General features: G+C 61.9%; 16 protein-coding genes. 9 read left to right on the forward strand and 7 right to left on the reverse strand.

The window, feature by feature from the left end; genetic code table 11:
- Window positions 1–29: 29 nt before the first annotated feature.
- The 4 genes from IWW33_RS11820 to zur all read right to left on the reverse strand — a co-directional run bounded on the left by IWW33_RS11820 (window position 30) and on the right by zur (window position 2,895).
- Entirely contained in the window at window positions 30–737 is a 708-nt protein-coding gene (locus IWW33_RS11820; RefSeq protein WP_115273177.1) for a PA5502 family lipoprotein, read from the reverse strand.
- 127 nt (window positions 738–864) lie between these two features.
- Window positions 865–1,647: a zinc ABC transporter permease subunit ZnuB gene (gene znuB / locus IWW33_RS11825; RefSeq protein ID WP_046786744.1), complete on the reverse strand. Its 783-nt coding sequence runs from the start codon at window positions 1,645–1,647 to the stop codon at window positions 865–867.
- Window positions 1,640–2,413 carry a zinc ABC transporter ATP-binding protein ZnuC gene (gene znuC, locus IWW33_RS11830; protein ID WP_046786743.1) on the reverse strand — a complete coding sequence of 258 codons (774 nt, stop codon included), beginning with the start codon at window positions 2,411–2,413 and terminating at the stop codon, window positions 1,640–1,642. Before znuC ends, znuB begins: the two co-directional genes overlap by 8 nt.
- The gene (gene zur, locus IWW33_RS11835; RefSeq protein WP_046786742.1) at window positions 2,410–2,895 is read right to left on the reverse strand and encodes a zinc uptake transcriptional repressor Zur; all 486 of its coding nucleotides are present in this window, start codon (window positions 2,893–2,895) and stop codon (window positions 2,410–2,412) included. Before zur ends, znuC begins: the two co-directional genes overlap by 4 nt.
- An 18-nt stretch (window positions 2,896–2,913) precedes the next feature.
- On the opposite strand from zur, the gene IWW33_RS11840 reads away from it, so the two are divergent.
- The gene (locus tag IWW33_RS11840) at window positions 2,914–3,870 is read left to right on the forward strand and encodes a zinc ABC transporter substrate-binding protein (RefSeq protein ID WP_174142392.1); all 957 of its coding nucleotides are present in this window, start codon (window positions 2,914–2,916) and stop codon (window positions 3,868–3,870) included.
- Window positions 3,871–4,021: 151 nt separating this feature from the next.
- Here IWW33_RS11840 and IWW33_RS11845 read toward each other — a convergent pair whose 3' ends face one another.
- Complete coding sequence (locus IWW33_RS11845; protein WP_012316859.1) at window positions 4,022–4,972, reverse strand: homoserine kinase; 951 nt, start codon at window positions 4,970–4,972, stop codon at window positions 4,022–4,024.
- Window positions 4,973–5,041: 69 nt separating this feature from the next.
- A complete protein-coding gene (locus IWW33_RS11850) occupies window positions 5,042–5,329 on the reverse strand; it encodes a DUF2782 domain-containing protein (RefSeq protein WP_012316858.1) in 288 nt (95 codons plus the stop codon).
- 74 nt (window positions 5,330–5,403) lie between these two features.
- On the opposite strand from IWW33_RS11850, the gene polA reads away from it, so the two are divergent.
- A complete protein-coding gene (gene polA / locus IWW33_RS11855; protein WP_046786740.1) occupies window positions 5,404–8,151 on the forward strand; it encodes a DNA polymerase I in 2,748 nt (915 codons plus the stop codon).
- 369 nt (window positions 8,152–8,520) lie between these two features.
- Here the strand turns inward: polA and yihA are convergent, their stop codons facing one another.
- Window positions 8,521–9,153: a ribosome biogenesis GTP-binding protein YihA/YsxC gene (gene yihA / locus IWW33_RS11860; protein WP_012316856.1), complete on the reverse strand. Its 633-nt coding sequence runs from the start codon at window positions 9,151–9,153 to the stop codon at window positions 8,521–8,523.
- 193 nt (window positions 9,154–9,346) lie between these two features.
- Between yihA and IWW33_RS11865 the strand changes: the two genes are divergently transcribed.
- The 7 genes from IWW33_RS11865 to IWW33_RS11895 all read left to right on the forward strand — a co-directional run bounded on the left by IWW33_RS11865 (window position 9,347) and on the right by IWW33_RS11895 (window position 16,594).
- Window positions 9,347–9,649, forward strand: a complete 303-nt coding sequence (locus IWW33_RS11865) for a c-type cytochrome (protein ID WP_046786739.1) — start codon at window positions 9,347–9,349, stop codon at window positions 9,647–9,649.
- A gap of 31 nt (window positions 9,650–9,680) precedes the next feature.
- Window positions 9,681–10,298: a c-type cytochrome gene (locus tag IWW33_RS11870; RefSeq protein WP_115273175.1), complete on the forward strand. Its 618-nt coding sequence runs from the start codon at window positions 9,681–9,683 to the stop codon at window positions 10,296–10,298.
- 169 nt (window positions 10,299–10,467) lie between these two features.
- Window positions 10,468–11,103 (forward strand): thiol:disulfide interchange protein DsbA, encoded by a 636-nt coding sequence (gene dsbA / locus IWW33_RS11875; RefSeq protein WP_039602079.1) that lies wholly within the window; start codon window positions 10,468–10,470, stop codon window positions 11,101–11,103.
- A gap of 11 nt (window positions 11,104–11,114) precedes the next feature.
- The gene (locus tag IWW33_RS11880; RefSeq protein ID WP_174142393.1) at window positions 11,115–11,969 is read left to right on the forward strand and encodes an endonuclease/exonuclease/phosphatase family protein; all 855 of its coding nucleotides are present in this window, start codon (window positions 11,115–11,117) and stop codon (window positions 11,967–11,969) included.
- A gap of 97 nt (window positions 11,970–12,066) precedes the next feature.
- Window positions 12,067–14,046 carry a GGDEF domain-containing protein gene (locus IWW33_RS11885; protein ID WP_174142394.1) on the forward strand — a complete coding sequence of 660 codons (1,980 nt, stop codon included), beginning with the start codon at window positions 12,067–12,069 and terminating at the stop codon, window positions 14,044–14,046.
- A 52-nt stretch (window positions 14,047–14,098) separates the two neighbouring features.
- Window positions 14,099–14,887 carry an N-acetylmuramoyl-L-alanine amidase gene (locus IWW33_RS11890; RefSeq protein ID WP_115275451.1) on the forward strand — a complete coding sequence of 263 codons (789 nt, stop codon included), beginning with the start codon at window positions 14,099–14,101 and terminating at the stop codon, window positions 14,885–14,887.
- Window positions 14,888–14,974: 87 nt separating this feature from the next.
- Window positions 14,975–16,594 (forward strand): EAL domain-containing protein, encoded by a 1,620-nt coding sequence (locus tag IWW33_RS11895; protein WP_046786734.1) that lies wholly within the window; start codon window positions 14,975–14,977, stop codon window positions 16,592–16,594.
- The last annotated feature ends 46 nt before the right edge of the window (window positions 16,595–16,640 follow it).

Here is a 16,640-nt window from a genome sequence, read left to right on the forward strand (position 1 = left end):
CGGCTGCCGGCGATGGGCCCCCAGAAGTGTCAACGCTGATGCGGTACCAATACCACCTGAGCGGGCAACTTGCGCTGAATCTCGTGTTTTTGCTCAAGTGCGAAGCCGCTGTCGATCTTGCGAACCCGCTTTTCCAGCAAGGTCTTCAACCAAGGCGCATCTTCGGTGCGAGGTACCTGGAACACCACGTCGCACTGATAATTCACCACATCAGTGGCAATTTCATCGAGCTGCCGGCGCATGGCCCGGATGTCCGTGGTCTTCAGTGCAATGACCGTGCTAGGCGCGGTCGGGTCGATCACCCGCGCCTTGGGCTTGGCCTCGGCAGCCTTCAGGGCGGCCTCGGCTTTTTCCAGCTCAGCCTTGCGTGCCTGTGAGACCGCGTCACCGCCAGTCACGGCAGGTGCCTGCGGCATCAGTGCGCGGGCACGTGCCAGCGCGGTTGCGGCAGCGTTGACGTCACCCTTCTGAAGGACGATCTGGCTGCGTTTGAGGTAAGCCTCAGCCAACTGCCGCTGGTACTGTTCCAGGCGGCCATCGTCGGGCGATTGAGCCTGCAGCGAGGCAAGCTGATCTTCGGCTGTGGCCAGTTCATTGCTGTTGATACTTTGCTGCAGCTGCTGCCAGGCATCGGCTTGGGCAGGTGCACCGGGCTGCTCGACCGGCGCACTTGAACAAGCGGCCAGGAACAGGGAAAACGCGGCAACAAGCAGATAACGGGATGCGAACGGCTTCATTCCTGCGACTCTCTATTTGCGCAAAAAGCGAGCAAGTCTACACCCAGGTGCGCACGCTCGAAAACAAGTCTTACAGACCCTTTACCCGCGAAAAGGTTGCAGGGTGTGCCATGGCGCACCCCGGTTTTCAGCGTTTGGGCAGGGCCAGGCTCAGCAAGAATAGCACTGCCGCGCAGACCACGATCGATGGGCCGGCCGGGGTGTCCTTGAACCAGGACATGGCCAGGCCGCCGCAGACGGCCGTGACGCCCAGCAGGCTGGCCCCCACTGCCATCTGCTCCGGCGAGCGCGCGTGGCGCTGTGCCGCAGCGGCAGGGATGATCAGCAGGGAGGTGATCAACAGCACGCCGACGATCTTCATGGCGACGGCGATGACCACGGCAATCAGCAGCATCAGCGCCAGGCGCAGGCCAGCGACCGGCAGGCCTTCAACCATGGCCAGCTCTTCGTGGACGGTAACCGCCAGCAACGGTCGCCAAAGGACTGCAAGCAGCAGCAGTACCAGCGCACTGCCGCCCAGGATCCAGGCCAGGTCAGTGGTACTGATGGCCAGCAAGTCGCCGAACAGGTAGGCCATCAGGTCGATGCGTACGTCGTGCATGAAGCTCAGCACCACCAGGCCCAGCGACAAGGTGCTGGGCGCGAGGATGCCGAGCAGGGTGTCGGACGCCAATGGCTGGCGTTGCTGCAGGGTTACCAGCAGCAACGCCAGCAACAGGCACCCCACGGTTACCGCCAGCGCCGGGCTGACGTCCAGCACGAAGCCCATGGCCACGCCCAGCAGCGCTGCGTGGGACAAGGTATCGCCGAAATAGGCCATGCGCCGCCACACCACGAAGGAGCCCAGCGGGCCAGCCACCAGCGCCAGGGAAAGACCCGCGAGCAGGGCGTAAAGAAGAAAATCAGCCATGCTTGCAGTGGTCTCCGTGAACATGGGTGCCAGGGGCGACCACCGAGCCATGCAGGTCGTGGCTGTGATCGTGGTGGTGGTGGTAGACGGCCAGGCTCGGTGCGTTCTGGCCGAACAGTTCGACGAAGGCGGGGTCGTTGCTGACCTGCTCGGGGTGGCCGGAGCAGCACACATGCCGGTTGAGGCAGACCACCTGGTCGGTGGCGCTCATCACCAGGTGCAGATCGTGCGAGACCATCAATACCCCGCAACCATGGCGGTCGCGCAGGCGAGTGATGAGGTTGTACAGCTCGGTCTGGCCGACCACGTCGACGCCTTGTACCGGCTCATCCAGTACCAGCAGCTGGGGCTCGCGCAGCAGCGCCCTGGCCAGCAGCACGCGCTGCATCTCGCCGCCGGAAATGGTCTGGATCGGGCTGTCGATGACCTGTTCGGCGCCCACTTCCTGCAGTGCCGACAACGCTGCCTGCCGGTCTACACCGGGTACCAGGCGCAGAAAGCGCAGCACCGACAACGGCAGCGTGGCGTCCACCTGGATTTTTTGCGGCATGTAGCCGATACGCAGTTTCGGCTTGCGCCACACTGTGCCGCGGTGCGGCTTGAGCAGCCCGAGCACAGCACGGACCAAGGTAGTCTTGCCTGCGCCGTTGGGCCCGATCAGGGTGACGATCTGGCCGGGTGCCACCGACAGGTCGATGCTGTCGAGCACGGCCTCGCCGCCGAACGTGACGCCGACTTGCTCCAGACGGATCAGTGCATCGCTCATGCGGCGCCCCGGCAATTGCCGCACAGGCCGACGATTTCCACCGTCTGCGTTTCCACGCTGAAACCCACGCCTTTGGCGCTGGCGATGATCGCATCGCTGATGCTGTCCTGCTCCAGTTCGATGGCGACGTGGCATTCGCGGCAGATCAGGAACTGGCCCTGGTGCGCGTGCTCGGGGTGGCTGCAACCGATGAAGGCGTTGAGTGAAGCGATGCGGTGTACCAGGCCGTTTTCCAGCAGGAAATCCAGCGCCCGATAAACGGTTGGTGGCGCAGCACGCCGGCCATCCTGTTCGCTGAGCACGGCGAGGATGTCGTAGGCGCCCAGCGGCTTGTGGCTTTGCCATACCAGCTCCAGCACACGCCGGCGCAGTGCGGTCAGGCGCAGGCCCTGGCGGGTGCACAGCACCTCGGCCTCGGTCAGGGCGCTGTGCACGCAATGAGAGTGATCGTGGGGACGGTGGGCCAGCGGCGTGATGGACATGAGCAGCGACGGTTCTGGATGGAGACGTTATTATGTTACCTGTTTCTGACGAGTCGAGTATTCACTGTGTCCCGATTGCTTGTGCTTTTTGTCGCTTTTATCGCCTGCTCGGCGCAAGCCGACGTGCGTGTGCTGACCAGTATCAAACCGTTGCAGCAGATTGCCGCCGCTGTGCAGGGCGGGGTTGGTAGCCCCGAGGTGCTGCTGCCTCCTGGCGCCTCGCCGCACCACTATGCCCTGCGCCCATCCGACGTGCGCCGCGTCGGCGATGCCGACCTGCTGTACTGGATCGGCCCCGACATGGAAGGTTTCCTGCCGCGGGTGTTGGGCAGCCGCAGCAAACCTGTCGTGGCTGTTCAGTCGCTGCCGGGCATGCAGTTGCGCCACTTTGGCGAGGACAGCCATTCACACGATGAAGAAGACCACGATGAGCATGACCACGATCATCGTCCGGGCAGCCTGGACGCGCATTTATGGTTGTCGTCAGTTAACGCCCGGGTGATTGCGGCGAAGATGGCGGCGGACCTGGCGTCGGCGGACCCTGCCAATGCCGCGCGCTACCAGAGCAACCTGAAGGCCTTCACTGCACGCCTCGATAGCCTGGATGCACGCATCAAGGCCCGGGTGGCGGGTATTGCCGACAAACCTTACTTCGTGTTCCACGAAGCGTTTGACTACTTCGAGTCTGCTTATGGGCTCAAGCACGCGGGTGTGTTCAGCGTGGCGGCCGAAGTGCAGCCGGGGGCGCAGCATGTCGCTGCCATGCGCAAGCGTCTGCAGGAAGTGGGCAAGACCTGTGTGTTCAGTGAGCCGCCGCTGCGACCGCGCTTGGCTGAGACGCTGACGGCCGGGCTGCCGGTGCGCTTGGCTGAGCTGGATGCGTTGGGCGGGAATGACCCAGTGGATGCCAAGGGCTACGAGCGTTTGCTGGAAAAGCTGAGCGGTGAGCTGGCAGGGTGCCTGGAGCAGCTTTAAGCCATTTGCATAGGCGCTGTAGGAGCGGCCTTGTGTCGCGAAAGGGCCGCAAAGCGGCCCCGGATATCGCGCTGCCGCAGATATGTCTGGGGCTGCTGCGCAGCCCTTTCGCGACACAAGGCCGCTCCTACCGAGAGCGGTGGCGCTTCGGTCAGAGCGCGAACGGCAGGTGCAAAGCCACTTGCTGGCGCTGCGCCAGACGCACCTCGAACTCGCTCGGGTCATGGATCATCACATCCATCCCGGCAAACGACTCGGCCGCGATCAAACGCGACAGCCAGAAGCGCACGCACCCGACCCGCAACATCTGTGGCCAGAGCTCGGCCTCGGCTGCCGTGAACGGCCGTAGCGCTGCATAGGCCGCCAGCAGGGCCTGGGCACGAGGCATATCGATCGCGCCGGTTTCATCCAGGCACCAGTCATTCACGGTGATGGCGATGTCGTACAGCATCGGCCCCGAGCAGGCATTGTAGAAGTCGATCACGCCGGTCAGATGGGTGCCTTCGAACATCACGTTGTCGCGGAACAGGTCGGCATGCAGGTTGGCCCGCGGCAATGCCAGGATCTGCGCCTTGTGCGCGATGATTTCGTCCAGCGCCGGCTGCAACAGGGCAACCTGTTCTGCCGTGAGGCGCGGCATCAGCTCGGCACCGCTGGCGAGCATCCAGTCCAGGCCGCGATCGGTCTTGCGCTCGATGACGTGCTCGCGGGTGGCCAGGTGGATATGCGCCAGCAGCTCACCTACCTGGGCGCAGTGCTGGTTGTTCGGCGCCTTGATGTGCTTGCCCGACAGCCTTGGTTGCAGCAGTGCCGGCTTGCCGCACAGCTCGCGCAGGCCATTGCCGTCACGGTCACGTATGGCGTAAGGCACCGGCATATCGGCGGCGTGCAGCGTGTCTAGCAGTTCGATGAAGAACGGCATGTCCTCGCTGGGGCCGCGCTCGATCAGCGTCAGGACGAACTCCCCCTGTTCGAGGCTGACGAAGAAGTTGCTGTTTTCGGTGCCGGCGGCAATGCCCTGGAAATCGAGCAGACGGCCCAGCTGATACGGCGCCAGAAAGGTTTCCAGCTCAGGCCGGGTCACGGGGGTGAAGACTGACATGATGAAAGAATGCCCATACGGGCACTTCCGCCGGGAAGTGCCAGGTTGATGTGAACGGTACGCGTCAGATTACCACTCGAAGATCTTCCAGGACGGTATCAGCATGTCCGGTTGGTCGGAACGAATGAAATTGCCATCAGAGCCATCGGCGCGTACCAGAAAATAAGGCTTGCCGTTTTTCGGCGTGATCTTGATCGCATACAGGAAGCCGTTCTGCCGGTATTCCTGGATGGTTTTATCGCCTTCCGTGCGAATGGTCACCTCGGGATCTGCCGAGGGGGCGTCGTCCGCCGCCAGGGTGACGACTGGCATGGTTGCCAACAGGCTGAGCAGTAACAGGCGATTGAGTGTACGCATGATAACCTTGTCCCTTTGTCGTCATTGATCCGGCTATTCTAGCTCCGGACCCGCCGAAAAGGTTGATTCTGCTCATGAGCCAAGCGCCCCTCGTCCTGGTGGACGGTTCCTCCTACCTTTACCGCGCCTTCCACGCGCTGCCCCCGCTGACCACTTCCAAGGGCATGCCCACCGGCGCGGTCAAGGGTGTGTTGAACATGCTCAAGAGCCTGCGCAAGCAATACCCCGACAGCCTGTTCGCCGTGGTGTTCGATGCCAAGGGCGGTACCTTTCGCGATGCCATGTTCGCCGAGTACAAGGCCAACCGCCCCAGCATGCCGGACGACCTGCGGGTGCAGGTGGAGCCGCTGCATGCCAGCGTCAAGGCTCTGGGTTACCCGCTGCTGTGTGTCGAAGGGGTCGAGGCCGACGACGTGATCGGTACGCTGGCGCGCAGCAGTGCAGCACAGGGGCGGCCAGTGATCATCTCGACCGGTGACAAGGATATGGCGCAGCTGGTGGACGGCCACGTTACCCTGGTCAACACCATGACGGGCAGTGTGCTGGATGTGGCTGGCGTGCATGAGAAGTTCGGCGTCGGCCCGGAGCACATCATCGACTTCCTCGCCCTGATGGGCGACAAGGTCGACAACATCCCAGGCGTACCTGGGGTCGGTGAAAAAACCGCAGTAGGGCTGCTGACCGGTATCGGCGGCGGCCTCAGCGACCTGTACGCCAACCTGGACAAGGTGCCGGCACTGGCGATTCGTGGCGCCAAGACCCTGCCGGCCAAGCTCGAAGAACACCGTGACGCGGCGTTTTTGTCCTACGAACTGGCGACCATCAAAGTCGACGTGCCGCTGGATATCGAAGTGGACGCCCTGGTGTGCGGCGAGCCGGACCGTGAAGCGCTGCTGGCGCTTTATACCGAGATGGAATTCAAGAGCTGGATCGCCGACGTTCAGCGGGACGCGGCCAGAGCCGGCGATGAAGTTGCGCCTGTGCAGGCGCCTGCGGCCACGGTCGAGCCGAAATACGAAACCATCCTCGATCAGGCTCGCTTCGATGCCTGGCTGGAAAAGCTGCGTCAGGCGCCGCTGTTCGCTTTCGATACCGAGACCACCAGCCTCGATGCGCAAAAGGCACAGCTGGTCGGCCTGTCCTTCGCTGTCGAACCCCATGAAGCGGCTTACGTACCGTTGGCACACGACTATGAAGGCGCGCCGGTGCAACTGGATCGCGAAGCCGTGTTGCTGGCATTGAAGCCGCTCCTGCAAGACCCGGCCAAGGCAAAGGTAGGGCAGAACGCCAAATACGATATCAACATCCTTGCCAATGGCTCGCCGGCGATCCAGATGCAGGGCGTTGCCTATGACACCATGCTTGAATCGTATGTGCTCAACTCCACTGCGACCCGTCATGATATGGACAGCCTGGCGCAGAAGTATCTCGACCACGCCACCATCGCGTTCGAAGACATCGCCGGCAAAGGCGCCAAACAGCTGACCTTCAACCAGATCCACCTGGACAAGGCCGGCCCTTACGCCGCCGAAGATGCCGACATTACCCTGCGCCTGCATCAGGCGCTGCAGGCCCGCCTTGCGCAGACACCGAGCGTGCAGCCGGTGCTGATGGATATCGAAATGCCGCTGGTGCCGGTGCTGGCCAAGATCGAGCGCCAGGGCGCGCTGGTTGATGCCGCCCTGTTACAGATACAGAGCGGTGAGCTGGGCGTGAAAATGGCCGAACTCGAGCGTCGGGCCTTCGAGCTGGCGGGTGAGGAATTCAACCTCGGCTCGCCCAAACAGCTCGGCTCGATCCTCTACGACAAGCTTGGCATGCCGGTGTTGAGCAAGACCGCCAAGGGCCAGCCTTCCACGGCCGAAGCAGTACTGGACGAGTTGGCCGAGCAAGGCTACCCGTTGCCGGAGGTACTGATGCAGTACCGCAGCCTGAGCAAGCTCAAGAGCACGTACACCGACAAGTTGCCGGGGCAGATCAACCCGCGAACCGGGCGGATCCATACGTCTTACCAGCAGGCCGTGGCCGCCACTGGGCGCCTGTCGTCCAGCGACCCGAACCTGCAGAACATCCCTATCCGTACCGCCGAAGGCCGGCGTATCCGCCAGGCGTTCATCGCCAGCCCGGGCTACAAGTTGCTGGCGGCGGACTATTCGCAGATCGAACTGCGCATCATGGCCCACCTGGCCAAGGACGAAGGCCTGCTGCACGCCTTCCGCAATGACCTGGATGTGCACCGTGCCACGGCTGCGGAAGTTTTTGGCGTAGCCCTGGAAGCGGTCACCACCGATCAGCGTCGTAGCGCCAAAGCCATCAACTTTGGCCTCATCTACGGCATGAGCGCCTTCGGCCTGGCCAAGCAGATCGGCGTAGACCGCAAGCAGTCGCAGGATTACATCGACCGCTATTTCGCCCGTTACCCAGGCGTGTTGGCCTACATGGAACGCACCCGCGCCCAGGCTGCCGAGCAAGGCTTCGTCGAGACCTTGTTCGGCCGCAGGCTTTACCTGCCGGACATCAACGCCAAGAATCCGGCCCTACGCAAGGGCGCCGAGCGCACGGCGATCAACGCACCGATGCAGGGTACCGCCGCCGACATCATCAAACGGGCAATGGTCAACGTGGACAACTGGCTGAGCGAAAGCGGCCTCGATGCTCGTGTGATCTTGCAGGTACACGACGAATTGGTGCTTGAAGTGCGCGAAGACCTGGTCGAGCAGGTGAAAGATGAAATTCGCGGGCACATGAGCAAGGCCGCGCAACTGGATGTACCGCTGCTGGTCGAAGTCGGCGTTGGTTCGAATTGGGACGAAGCTCACTGATTGAGCAGGGAAACCTGTGTAGGATCCGGGTTGCAGCGACGCGGATCCTGGCATGGCTCGATGCCATTAGTACTACGGTTTCATGAAACTATCGCAAATAGTTTTGAGGGCTCTGGAACTAAACCGGTGAAGCGGAACTCAGAGTAACTGAATGGCTGGTGAAGCCCTTCGATGCTCCTATGTTGTGTTAAGTGTTGGCAGATATCTGGACCCCGCCCTAGCGGTCCGGACTTGGACCCCGAACTTCCCCCTCCCCATACGAAGTCCGGGGTTTTTTTTGCCCGAAATTTGGGGGTGACGATGGCGGCACTATCGCCAAAAGCCGGCCCCCACAGGGTGGGAAGCCGACTTGCCGGCGATGACGTCGCTTCAGGCTACCGGCTTGTCTTCCAGCTCCATCCAGCCCGCCAGCACCTTGTAGGCCTCTTCCAGCCCCAGACGCTTGGGGGCCGAGAACAGCTGGATGGTCACGCCATCCCCCCAACCTTTGCGGATTTCCGACTGCACCTTGAGCAGGGTGTTCTTGCCTGCGCCGTGGGTCAGCTTGTCGGCCTTGGTCAGCAGGATGTGCATAGGCATGCCGCTTGCCCTGGCCCAGTCGAGCATCATCTTGTCGAAGTCGGTCATCGGGTGGCGCACATCCATCATCAGGATGACGCCGCGCAGGCATTCGCGGCTGCCCAGGTAGGCCTCCAGGTGACGCTGCCAATGCTGCTTGAGCGGGATCGGGACTTTTGCATATCCGTAACCTGGCAGGTCGACCAAACGCCGTTCATCGTCCAGACTGAAGAAATTCAACAGCTGGGTGCGCCCTGGAGTTTTCGAGGTTCGCGCCAGGCTGGCATGAGTCAGGGTATTGAGGGCGCTGGATTTGCCGGCGTTGGAACGGCCGGCGAAAGCCACCTCGTAACCCTGGTCGTCCGGGCATTGTTCGACCTTGGCAGCGCTGAGGGCGAATGTGGCTTTCTGGCAGAGGCCGAGGATGGGGTTCTTGACTTGCATGGGATATCCGATGTGGGTGTTGCCAAAGCCTAGGCCGGCAAGCGGTGTCGTTTCCGTTTGGATGGCGGAAGTATATAATGCCCCAGTATTTGTGTGCTCATTCTCCCAGCGAAGGAGAACGGGCATGGGGTGTCGAACAATAGCTCGCGCATCAGAACGCAGCGCGTCCCCCAACCCTGTCAGGTCGTTCCGCATGGCGAAATGGCTGCTAGCTGTCGGTATGTTCCTGCCGTTTTTCAGCGCACAGGCTACACAGGATCCCGAGGCGTTGTACAACCGCACGTGTGCGGCCTGTCACGCCGGGCAGTTGCCACAGGCGCCCAAGAAGGGTGACCGGGCAGCCTGGGAGCCAAGGCTGGCGCAAGGCATGGAGGTACTCATGGCACATGTGACTCAGGGTTTCAAGGCTATGCCGCCGCGTGGATTGTGCAGGGACTGCAGTGCCGAGGACTACCGTTTGGTCATCCTTTGGATGAGCGGCAGTCCCGATACATAACATTTCACCCTTAGCCGTGTTGGATTAGCTGATGAACAAACTAGTCGTGAGTCTGCTGTTGACCATGGGTGTCGCAGGTGCGGCCAATGCTGCAGAACCTGTCAAAGGCGACGCCGCCGCCGGCCAGGCCAAGACCGCCATCTGTGGTGCCTGCCACAACCCCGACGGCAATAGCCTGGCACCCAATTTTCCGAAACTGGCCGGCCAGGGCCAGCGCTATCTCGAAAAACAGTTGCATGACATAAAGTCCGGCAAGCGTACCGTGCTGGAGATGACCGGCATGCTGGCCAACTTCAATGACCAGGACCTGGCCGACATCGCCGCCTACTTCGCCAGCCAGAAAGGCAGCGTCGGCGCCGCCGACCCCAAGTTGGTCGAGCGTGGCCGGGCGCTGTTCAATGGCGGCGATCTGGAAAAAGGCATGCCTGCCTGCACCGGGTGCCATTCGCCCAATGGCGCAGGCATCGCGCTGGCCGGCTTTCCACACCTGGGTGGCCAGCATTCGCAGTACGTGACCAAGCAGCTCACCGACTTCCGTGAAGGCAACCGCACCAATGATGGTGATGCCATGACCATGCGGACCATAGCCGGCAAGCTGAGCAACCATGATATCGAAGCGTTGGCCAGTTATATCCAGGGCCTTCACTGAGCTATCTGCGCATTAACATTCGGTTAATGCTGCAACGCTAAAGATGAAAGGGCGGCGCGGACCGCCCTTTTTTCAGTCCGCAGCCGGTACACTACAGAACTCGGGCCCTTCCCGACCTGTCTCAGTACAGGTCGTGTCGAGGCGACCAAAGACTGCTCAGGAGTAAAGCATGCGTAAACTGATTCTCAGCGCTGCGCTGGTCGCCGCCAGCGTATTCGGTATGTCCGCCGTTCAGGCTGCGGAGCCTGCCACGGCCGGCAAGGAGTACCTCGAGCTGAGCAACCCTGTTCCGGTGTCCGTTCCCGGCAAGATCGAAGTGGTCGAGCTGTTCTGGTACGGCTGCCCTCATTGCTATCACTTCGAGCCGGTGATCAACCCTTGGGTTGAAAAACTGCCGAAGGACGTCAACTTCAAACGTGTGCCGGCGATGTTCGGCGGTGCATGGGACGCCCACGGCCAAATGTTCCTGACCCTCGAAGCCATGGGCGTCGAGCACAAGGTTCACGCCGCAGTGTTCGATGCCATTCAGAACCAGCGCAAGCGCCTGACCGATCCCCAGGACATGGCTGACTTCCTCGCCACCCAGGGCGTCGACAAGGACAAGTTCCTCGCCACCTTCAACTCGTTCGCCATCAAGGGCCAGGTCAACCAGGCCAAAGAGCTGGCGAAGAAGTACGAAATCACCGGCGTACCTAGCATGGTGGTCAACGGCAAGTACCGTTTTGACCTCGGCACCGCTCAGGGCCCGGAAGGCGTGCTGAACGTCGCTGACCAACTGATCGACAAGGAGCGCGCCGCTAAGTAAGCGGCGAACCCATGCCCCGCTTCAGAGCCGCGCGTGGTATTGGCCTGCATCAGCCGCAGGTCAACGAGCATCATCTGCAGGCCAATGGCCTGCCGGAAGATGGTCGCCTGCGGCTGCTCAGCTTCAATATTCAGGTCGGCATCAGTACCGAGCGCTATCGGCATTACCTGACCCGCAGCTGGCAGCATCTGCTGCCGCACACCGGGCGCGCCGGCAATCTGCAGAAAATCGGCGACCTGCTCAATGATTTCGACCTGGTAGCCTTGCAGGAAGTAGATGGCGGCAGCCTTCGTTCTGGTTACGTCAATCAGGTGGAGCACCTGGCCCAGTTGGGGGGCTTCCCTTACTGGTACCAACAGCTCAACCGCAACCTTGGGCATTTCGCCCAGCACAGCAATGGGGTGCTCAGCCGCCTCAAGCCGCATGTGCTGGAAGATCATCCTCTGCCCGGTCCCTCCGGCCGCGGTGCGATCCTGGTGCGCTTCGGCGAAGGCGAGGACGCGCTGATCGTGGTCATGATGCATCTTGCGCTTGGTGCCAGGACCCGCGCCCGCCAGCTTGCCTACATCCGTGAACTGATCGGTGGATACCGCCATCAGGTCCTGATGGGCGACATGAACACCCATGCCAACGACCTGCTCGACCATTCTCCATTGCGTGATCTGGGCCTGATTGCACCTCAGGTCGAAGCCACCTTCCCCAGCTGGCGCCCGCAGCGGTGCCTGGACCACATCCTGCTCAGCCCGAGCCTGACCCTGGAGCGGGTCGAGGTGCTGGCCCAGCCTATTTCCGACCATCTCCCGGTCGCCGTAGAGATCCGATTGCCTGATGCATTGACTGTGGATACGCTTCCGGCCCTGAGCTAGATCAGCAAAAGGCCATTGGAGCACTCAAGAGTTCCAGCCGTGCGCCGACAGCGTGTAACCATAGCCCACCGATGCATCACCCGTTGCGGATCCAGGCATGACCGAAGAAGCCGAGCGCTGGAAAGAAAAATACCTTAAAAGCATCGAACAGCAGGAAAAGCTGGAGCGCCGATGGGCAGCGCGGCTTGACCTGCTGCGTCGGGGCCTGGTGCGCAGTACCTTGGCCGCAGAAGGCAGCGACAAGGCGGTGGACCAATGCATGAAGGAAATGCGTGAGGTCATTCGCAGCGACAACATGGATGCCGGCCTTGCCGGGTTGATCCCGCGTCTTGAAAAGGCCGTGCTCGACTCCGAGCAGCGCCGCGAAACCCGCATGAACCAGGTCAGCGATGCGCTGACCGCGCTCGTGACGCAGCTGCAAGGCCTGCCGTTGTCCGGTGACGTATCGCGGTCGCTCAAGAAACTGGCGAAGAAACTCGACGGCGGCGTCAGCCAGTCGCGCGAGTTGCCGCCGCTGCTCGGAGAGCTGAGCGGGTTGCAGGGGCGGGCGCTGTCATCGCTGAACAGGCCGGATGAGGATGCCAGGCCGGGCTTTTTGCAGCGCTTGTTCGGCAACCGTGAGAGCGAACCACAGGGTGTAAACGCTGTAGAACCGGCGGCCCCTTCTGTAATCGCTGCGCCTGAACTGCAGCCATTGCCGGACGGGCCGGTGCTGGTGGATCTACCACCCCGGGATATCGACGAGCTGCAGCCGTTGGTAGCACCTGAGGTTCATGACCCTGTGCCTGTGGTGCCTGTGGTGCCTGTGGTGCCTGAAACGCCTGTTGCCGCACCGCCCGCTCCAGGCGAGCCTGAGCCGCACGCACAGGAGGCGGTCGAGGTTGCACCCGTCTGCGCTGAGCAACCGCAGCGCCTCGAGGGCGCTCGAACCGAGCTGCCAATACAGGTCGATGAGCCACAAGCGCTCAAGCCCCTGGAAGAAACCTTCGGCGAAGACGGACCCTATTCACTCCCTGACGCAGTCGAGCCGCCCTACAGTCAGGTTGCCGCGCATATCGAGCAAACCCTGATCGGCCTGCTCGATGACCTCAGCCTGCCGGAACGCCACAAGGCCCAAGCCCTGGAAATGCGCGAGCGCGTGGCGCGGGGGCTGAACTGGTACGAGCTGATCCCGGTGCTCGATGACCTGGCCGTGCTCATGCTGGCCATCACTGACAGCGGGCAGCACGAATTCGAGACTTACCTGCAGCAGCTCAATGAGCGTCTGGAAAGCTTCCAGAGCCACCTTCATGAAGCCAGTGCCGGTCATGCCGACAACAGTTCTGCTGCGCGCGAGCTGGACAGCCAGCTGCGTGAGCAGGTCGATGGCCTGCAAAGCAGCGTGCAGGGGGCGGCCGATGTGGACAGCCTCAAGCACATTCTCGAGAACCGCCTGGAAGGGCTGCTGGGCACCATGGATGAGCATCAGCATGAGCGTGACCGCCGCGAACAGGAACTCGCCGGGCGCCTTCAGGGCTTAGCCGAGCGCGTCGCTAACATGGAGCAGGAGGCCCTCGGCTACCGCGAACACCTGGAGGAACAGCGGCAGAAGGCATTGATCGACCCGCTGACCGGGCTGCCCAATCGCGCGGCCTGGAGCGAGCAGGTAGAGCGCGAAATGCAGGCCTGGCAGGAGAACGGCGGCCACTTGGCGATGGCGATTCTCGACCTGGACCACTTCAAGCGCATCAATGACAGCTATGGCCATCTGGCGGGTGACAAGGTACTGAAGATTGTCGCTGACCAGTTGCGCAAGCGCTTGCGGCCGCGCGATTTCATCGCCCGTTTCGGTGGCGAGGAGTTCGTACTGTTGCTGGCGCAGACGTCACCCACCGTAGCTGCGCAAGTGGCCGAGGTGCTGCGTGCCGCTATTGAAGCGTGTCCGTTCCATTTCAAGGGCGAACGGGTGGTTATCACCGCCTCCATCGGTTTGAGCGCATTCCGCTCGGGTGAGCGCGGTGATCAGGTGCTCAAGCGTGCTGATGCAGCGCTGTACCGGGCCAAGGACTTGGGCCGTAATCGGGTGGAACAAAGCTGAGCGGGTGAGCCGGGTGCGCATACGTTATGCTAATGCGTCACTGCTAATTACCCTGGCTTCTTCCATGAAAGCGTTGTTCACTGCATTTTTGCTGATCGTACTGGCCGGTTGTTCGACCGGCCTGCGTATCGACCGCAGCCATCCCTCGGCCAACCAGGACAACCGCATCCAGTTCGTCGTGCTGCATTACACCAATGCTTCGCTGGAGCGCTCGCTGGCGCTGCTAACCCATGGCGAGGTCAGCAGCCACTATCTGATCGGCGATGGCCCAGCCAAGGTTTATCAACTGGTCGATGAAAGCCGTCGTGCCTGGCATGCCGGGGACAGCCAATGGCAGGGGCGAACCTGGTTGAACTCAAGCTCAATCGGTATCGAGATCGTCAACCCAGGCTTTGACACCACGCCCAATGGGCGAGTCTGGTATCCGTACAGCGAAGCGCAGATTCAGTCTTTGATCGCGCTGCTAAAGGATATCGTCAAACGTAACAACATCGACCCTCGCCATATCATTGGCCACAGTGATATCGCACCCTTGCGCAAACTGGATCCGGGGCCGTTGTTCCCATGGAAGCGTCTTGCCGATGCGGGGCTTGGGGTATGGCCAGAGCCCAATGCCGTGGCGCGCCAGCAGGCGTATTTCAACGCCAATCCACCGAGCATGGGTTGGTACCAGCAAGAGCTGGCACGCTTCGGCTACGCCATCGAACAGACCGGGCAGCTCGATGTCGCTACCCGCCATGTCATTGCGGCGTTCCAGATGCGTTTCCGGCCACAGCGCTTCGACGGCATGCCCGATGCGCAGACGGCTGCCATGCTTCAAGTGCTCAACCGGATGCGCTGATCCTCCGCGCGCCCTTGGGCTCCGCCAAACGGCCAAGCCAATACGCCATTCAGTTGCTATACCCTGTATATCAACTGGATGCTGCCCATGTCGGCTCTGATTACCGCGTTGCGCCAATTTTTTTACCGCCCCTGGATGCTGGCCTCTCTGGCAGCGTTGGCCAGCGCTGCGGTGTTGCTGACTGCCAGTATCGGTATTGCGCTGCAGCAGATGAAGCAGAGCGAGAGTGCGCAGATGAATGCGCAGGGCGAGCGTTTTCTCGACCGCCTCGAGCAGGTTTTCGGCCAGTTGCGCGAGGGTGTCGACGACCTGCAGGCGCAGCCTTTGCGCGGCTGCAACCCGGCGATGCTGGCGTTGTTGCAGCAAGTTGGGCTGGGCTCGCGTTTCATTTATGAGGCGGCATACGTAGACGTCAATGTCGCCTGCTCCAACCGCGGGGGGGCACGGGCTTTCGTGCCCACGCGGGCTCCGGACATCCAGGGCCCGACTTACAGCTATTGGCTCAATACCACCACCGAACCCAACGAGAACCTTGCCGCGTTGATGCTTGCACGTGGCAACTTCCTGGTTTCTACGTCGCGTGGGCACTTGACCGACGTGGTTGACCTGCCGCCCGGAGGTAGCCTGTTGGTGGTGCTGGACAATGGCACCAGAGCGATACCGGTACTGGGCCCGCCACAAGTCTGGCCGCCAGCTGACAATTGGCCGCCACCCAGCGGCAATTCGTTGTTCGAACTGCATGACCGCCTTGTCTATCGCATGCTGACCAAATCGCCCGATTACCAGCTCGTGCTGATCGCCCCACGAGCCAGCCTGCCACTGCGGATGAACGGCATGCTCTGGCTATTGTTCCCAGGCAGCGTTCTGGCGGCCTGTTGTATCGGTTGGCTGGTACTGCAGCTGATCCTGCAGCGGCGTTCCATGAGTTCAGAATTGCAGAACGCTTTGCGCCGCGGTGAACTGCAGGTGCTCTATCAGCCGATCATCGAACTCGACAGCCGGCGCTGTGTGGGCGCTGAGGCGCTGGTACGCTGGCGGCGCCCTGACGGGACCCTGACCAGCCCGGACCTGTTCATTCCGCTGGCTGAAAATACCGGGCAGATTCGCCAGATCACCGATTTCGTCCTGCAACGGGTGCTTGAGCAACTTGGCCAGTTGCTGCGTTCGCACCGCAACCTTTACATCTCGGTGAACCTGGCGGCCTGTGATGTGATGGTCCCGCGCATCGGACGGGTGGCTGCACGGTTGCTGGCACTGCACAGGGTGGCTGCCAGCCAGATTGCCTTCGAGGTTACCGAGCGGGGGCTGATCGATGTGGTGGTGGCCCGTGACAACCTGCAGGCGCTTCGTGCGGTGGGGCATCAGGTGTTGATCGATGACTTCGGTACTGGCTACTGCAGCCTGGCTTATCTGCAGACCTTGCCGGTGGACTGCCTGAAGATCGACAAGGCCTTCATCGACGCGCTCGGGCACGATGCCGCCAGCAGTGGCGTGGCGCCTCATATCATTCGCATGGCCCATGACCTTCATCTACGGGTGATAGCCGAAGGCATAGAGTGCGAGGCCCAGGCAGTGCTGCTCAACAGCGAGGGTGTCAATTATGGCCAAGGCTGGCTCTTCGCCCATCCGCTCAATGCCCGGCAGTTCGTCGAGTTGGTGACGCGAGGCCGGCAAGTCCGCAGGCCGCGGATAGATGATGAACCGTGAGTGTACTTGCAGTGGCCGGCAAGGCGTTGCCTCAACGACCTCTGCA

It is taken from the genome of Pseudomonas sp. M2 (assembly GCF_015751845.1).
GTDB classification, from domain to species: Bacteria; Pseudomonadota; Gammaproteobacteria; order Pseudomonadales; family Pseudomonadaceae; genus Aquipseudomonas; species Aquipseudomonas putida_E.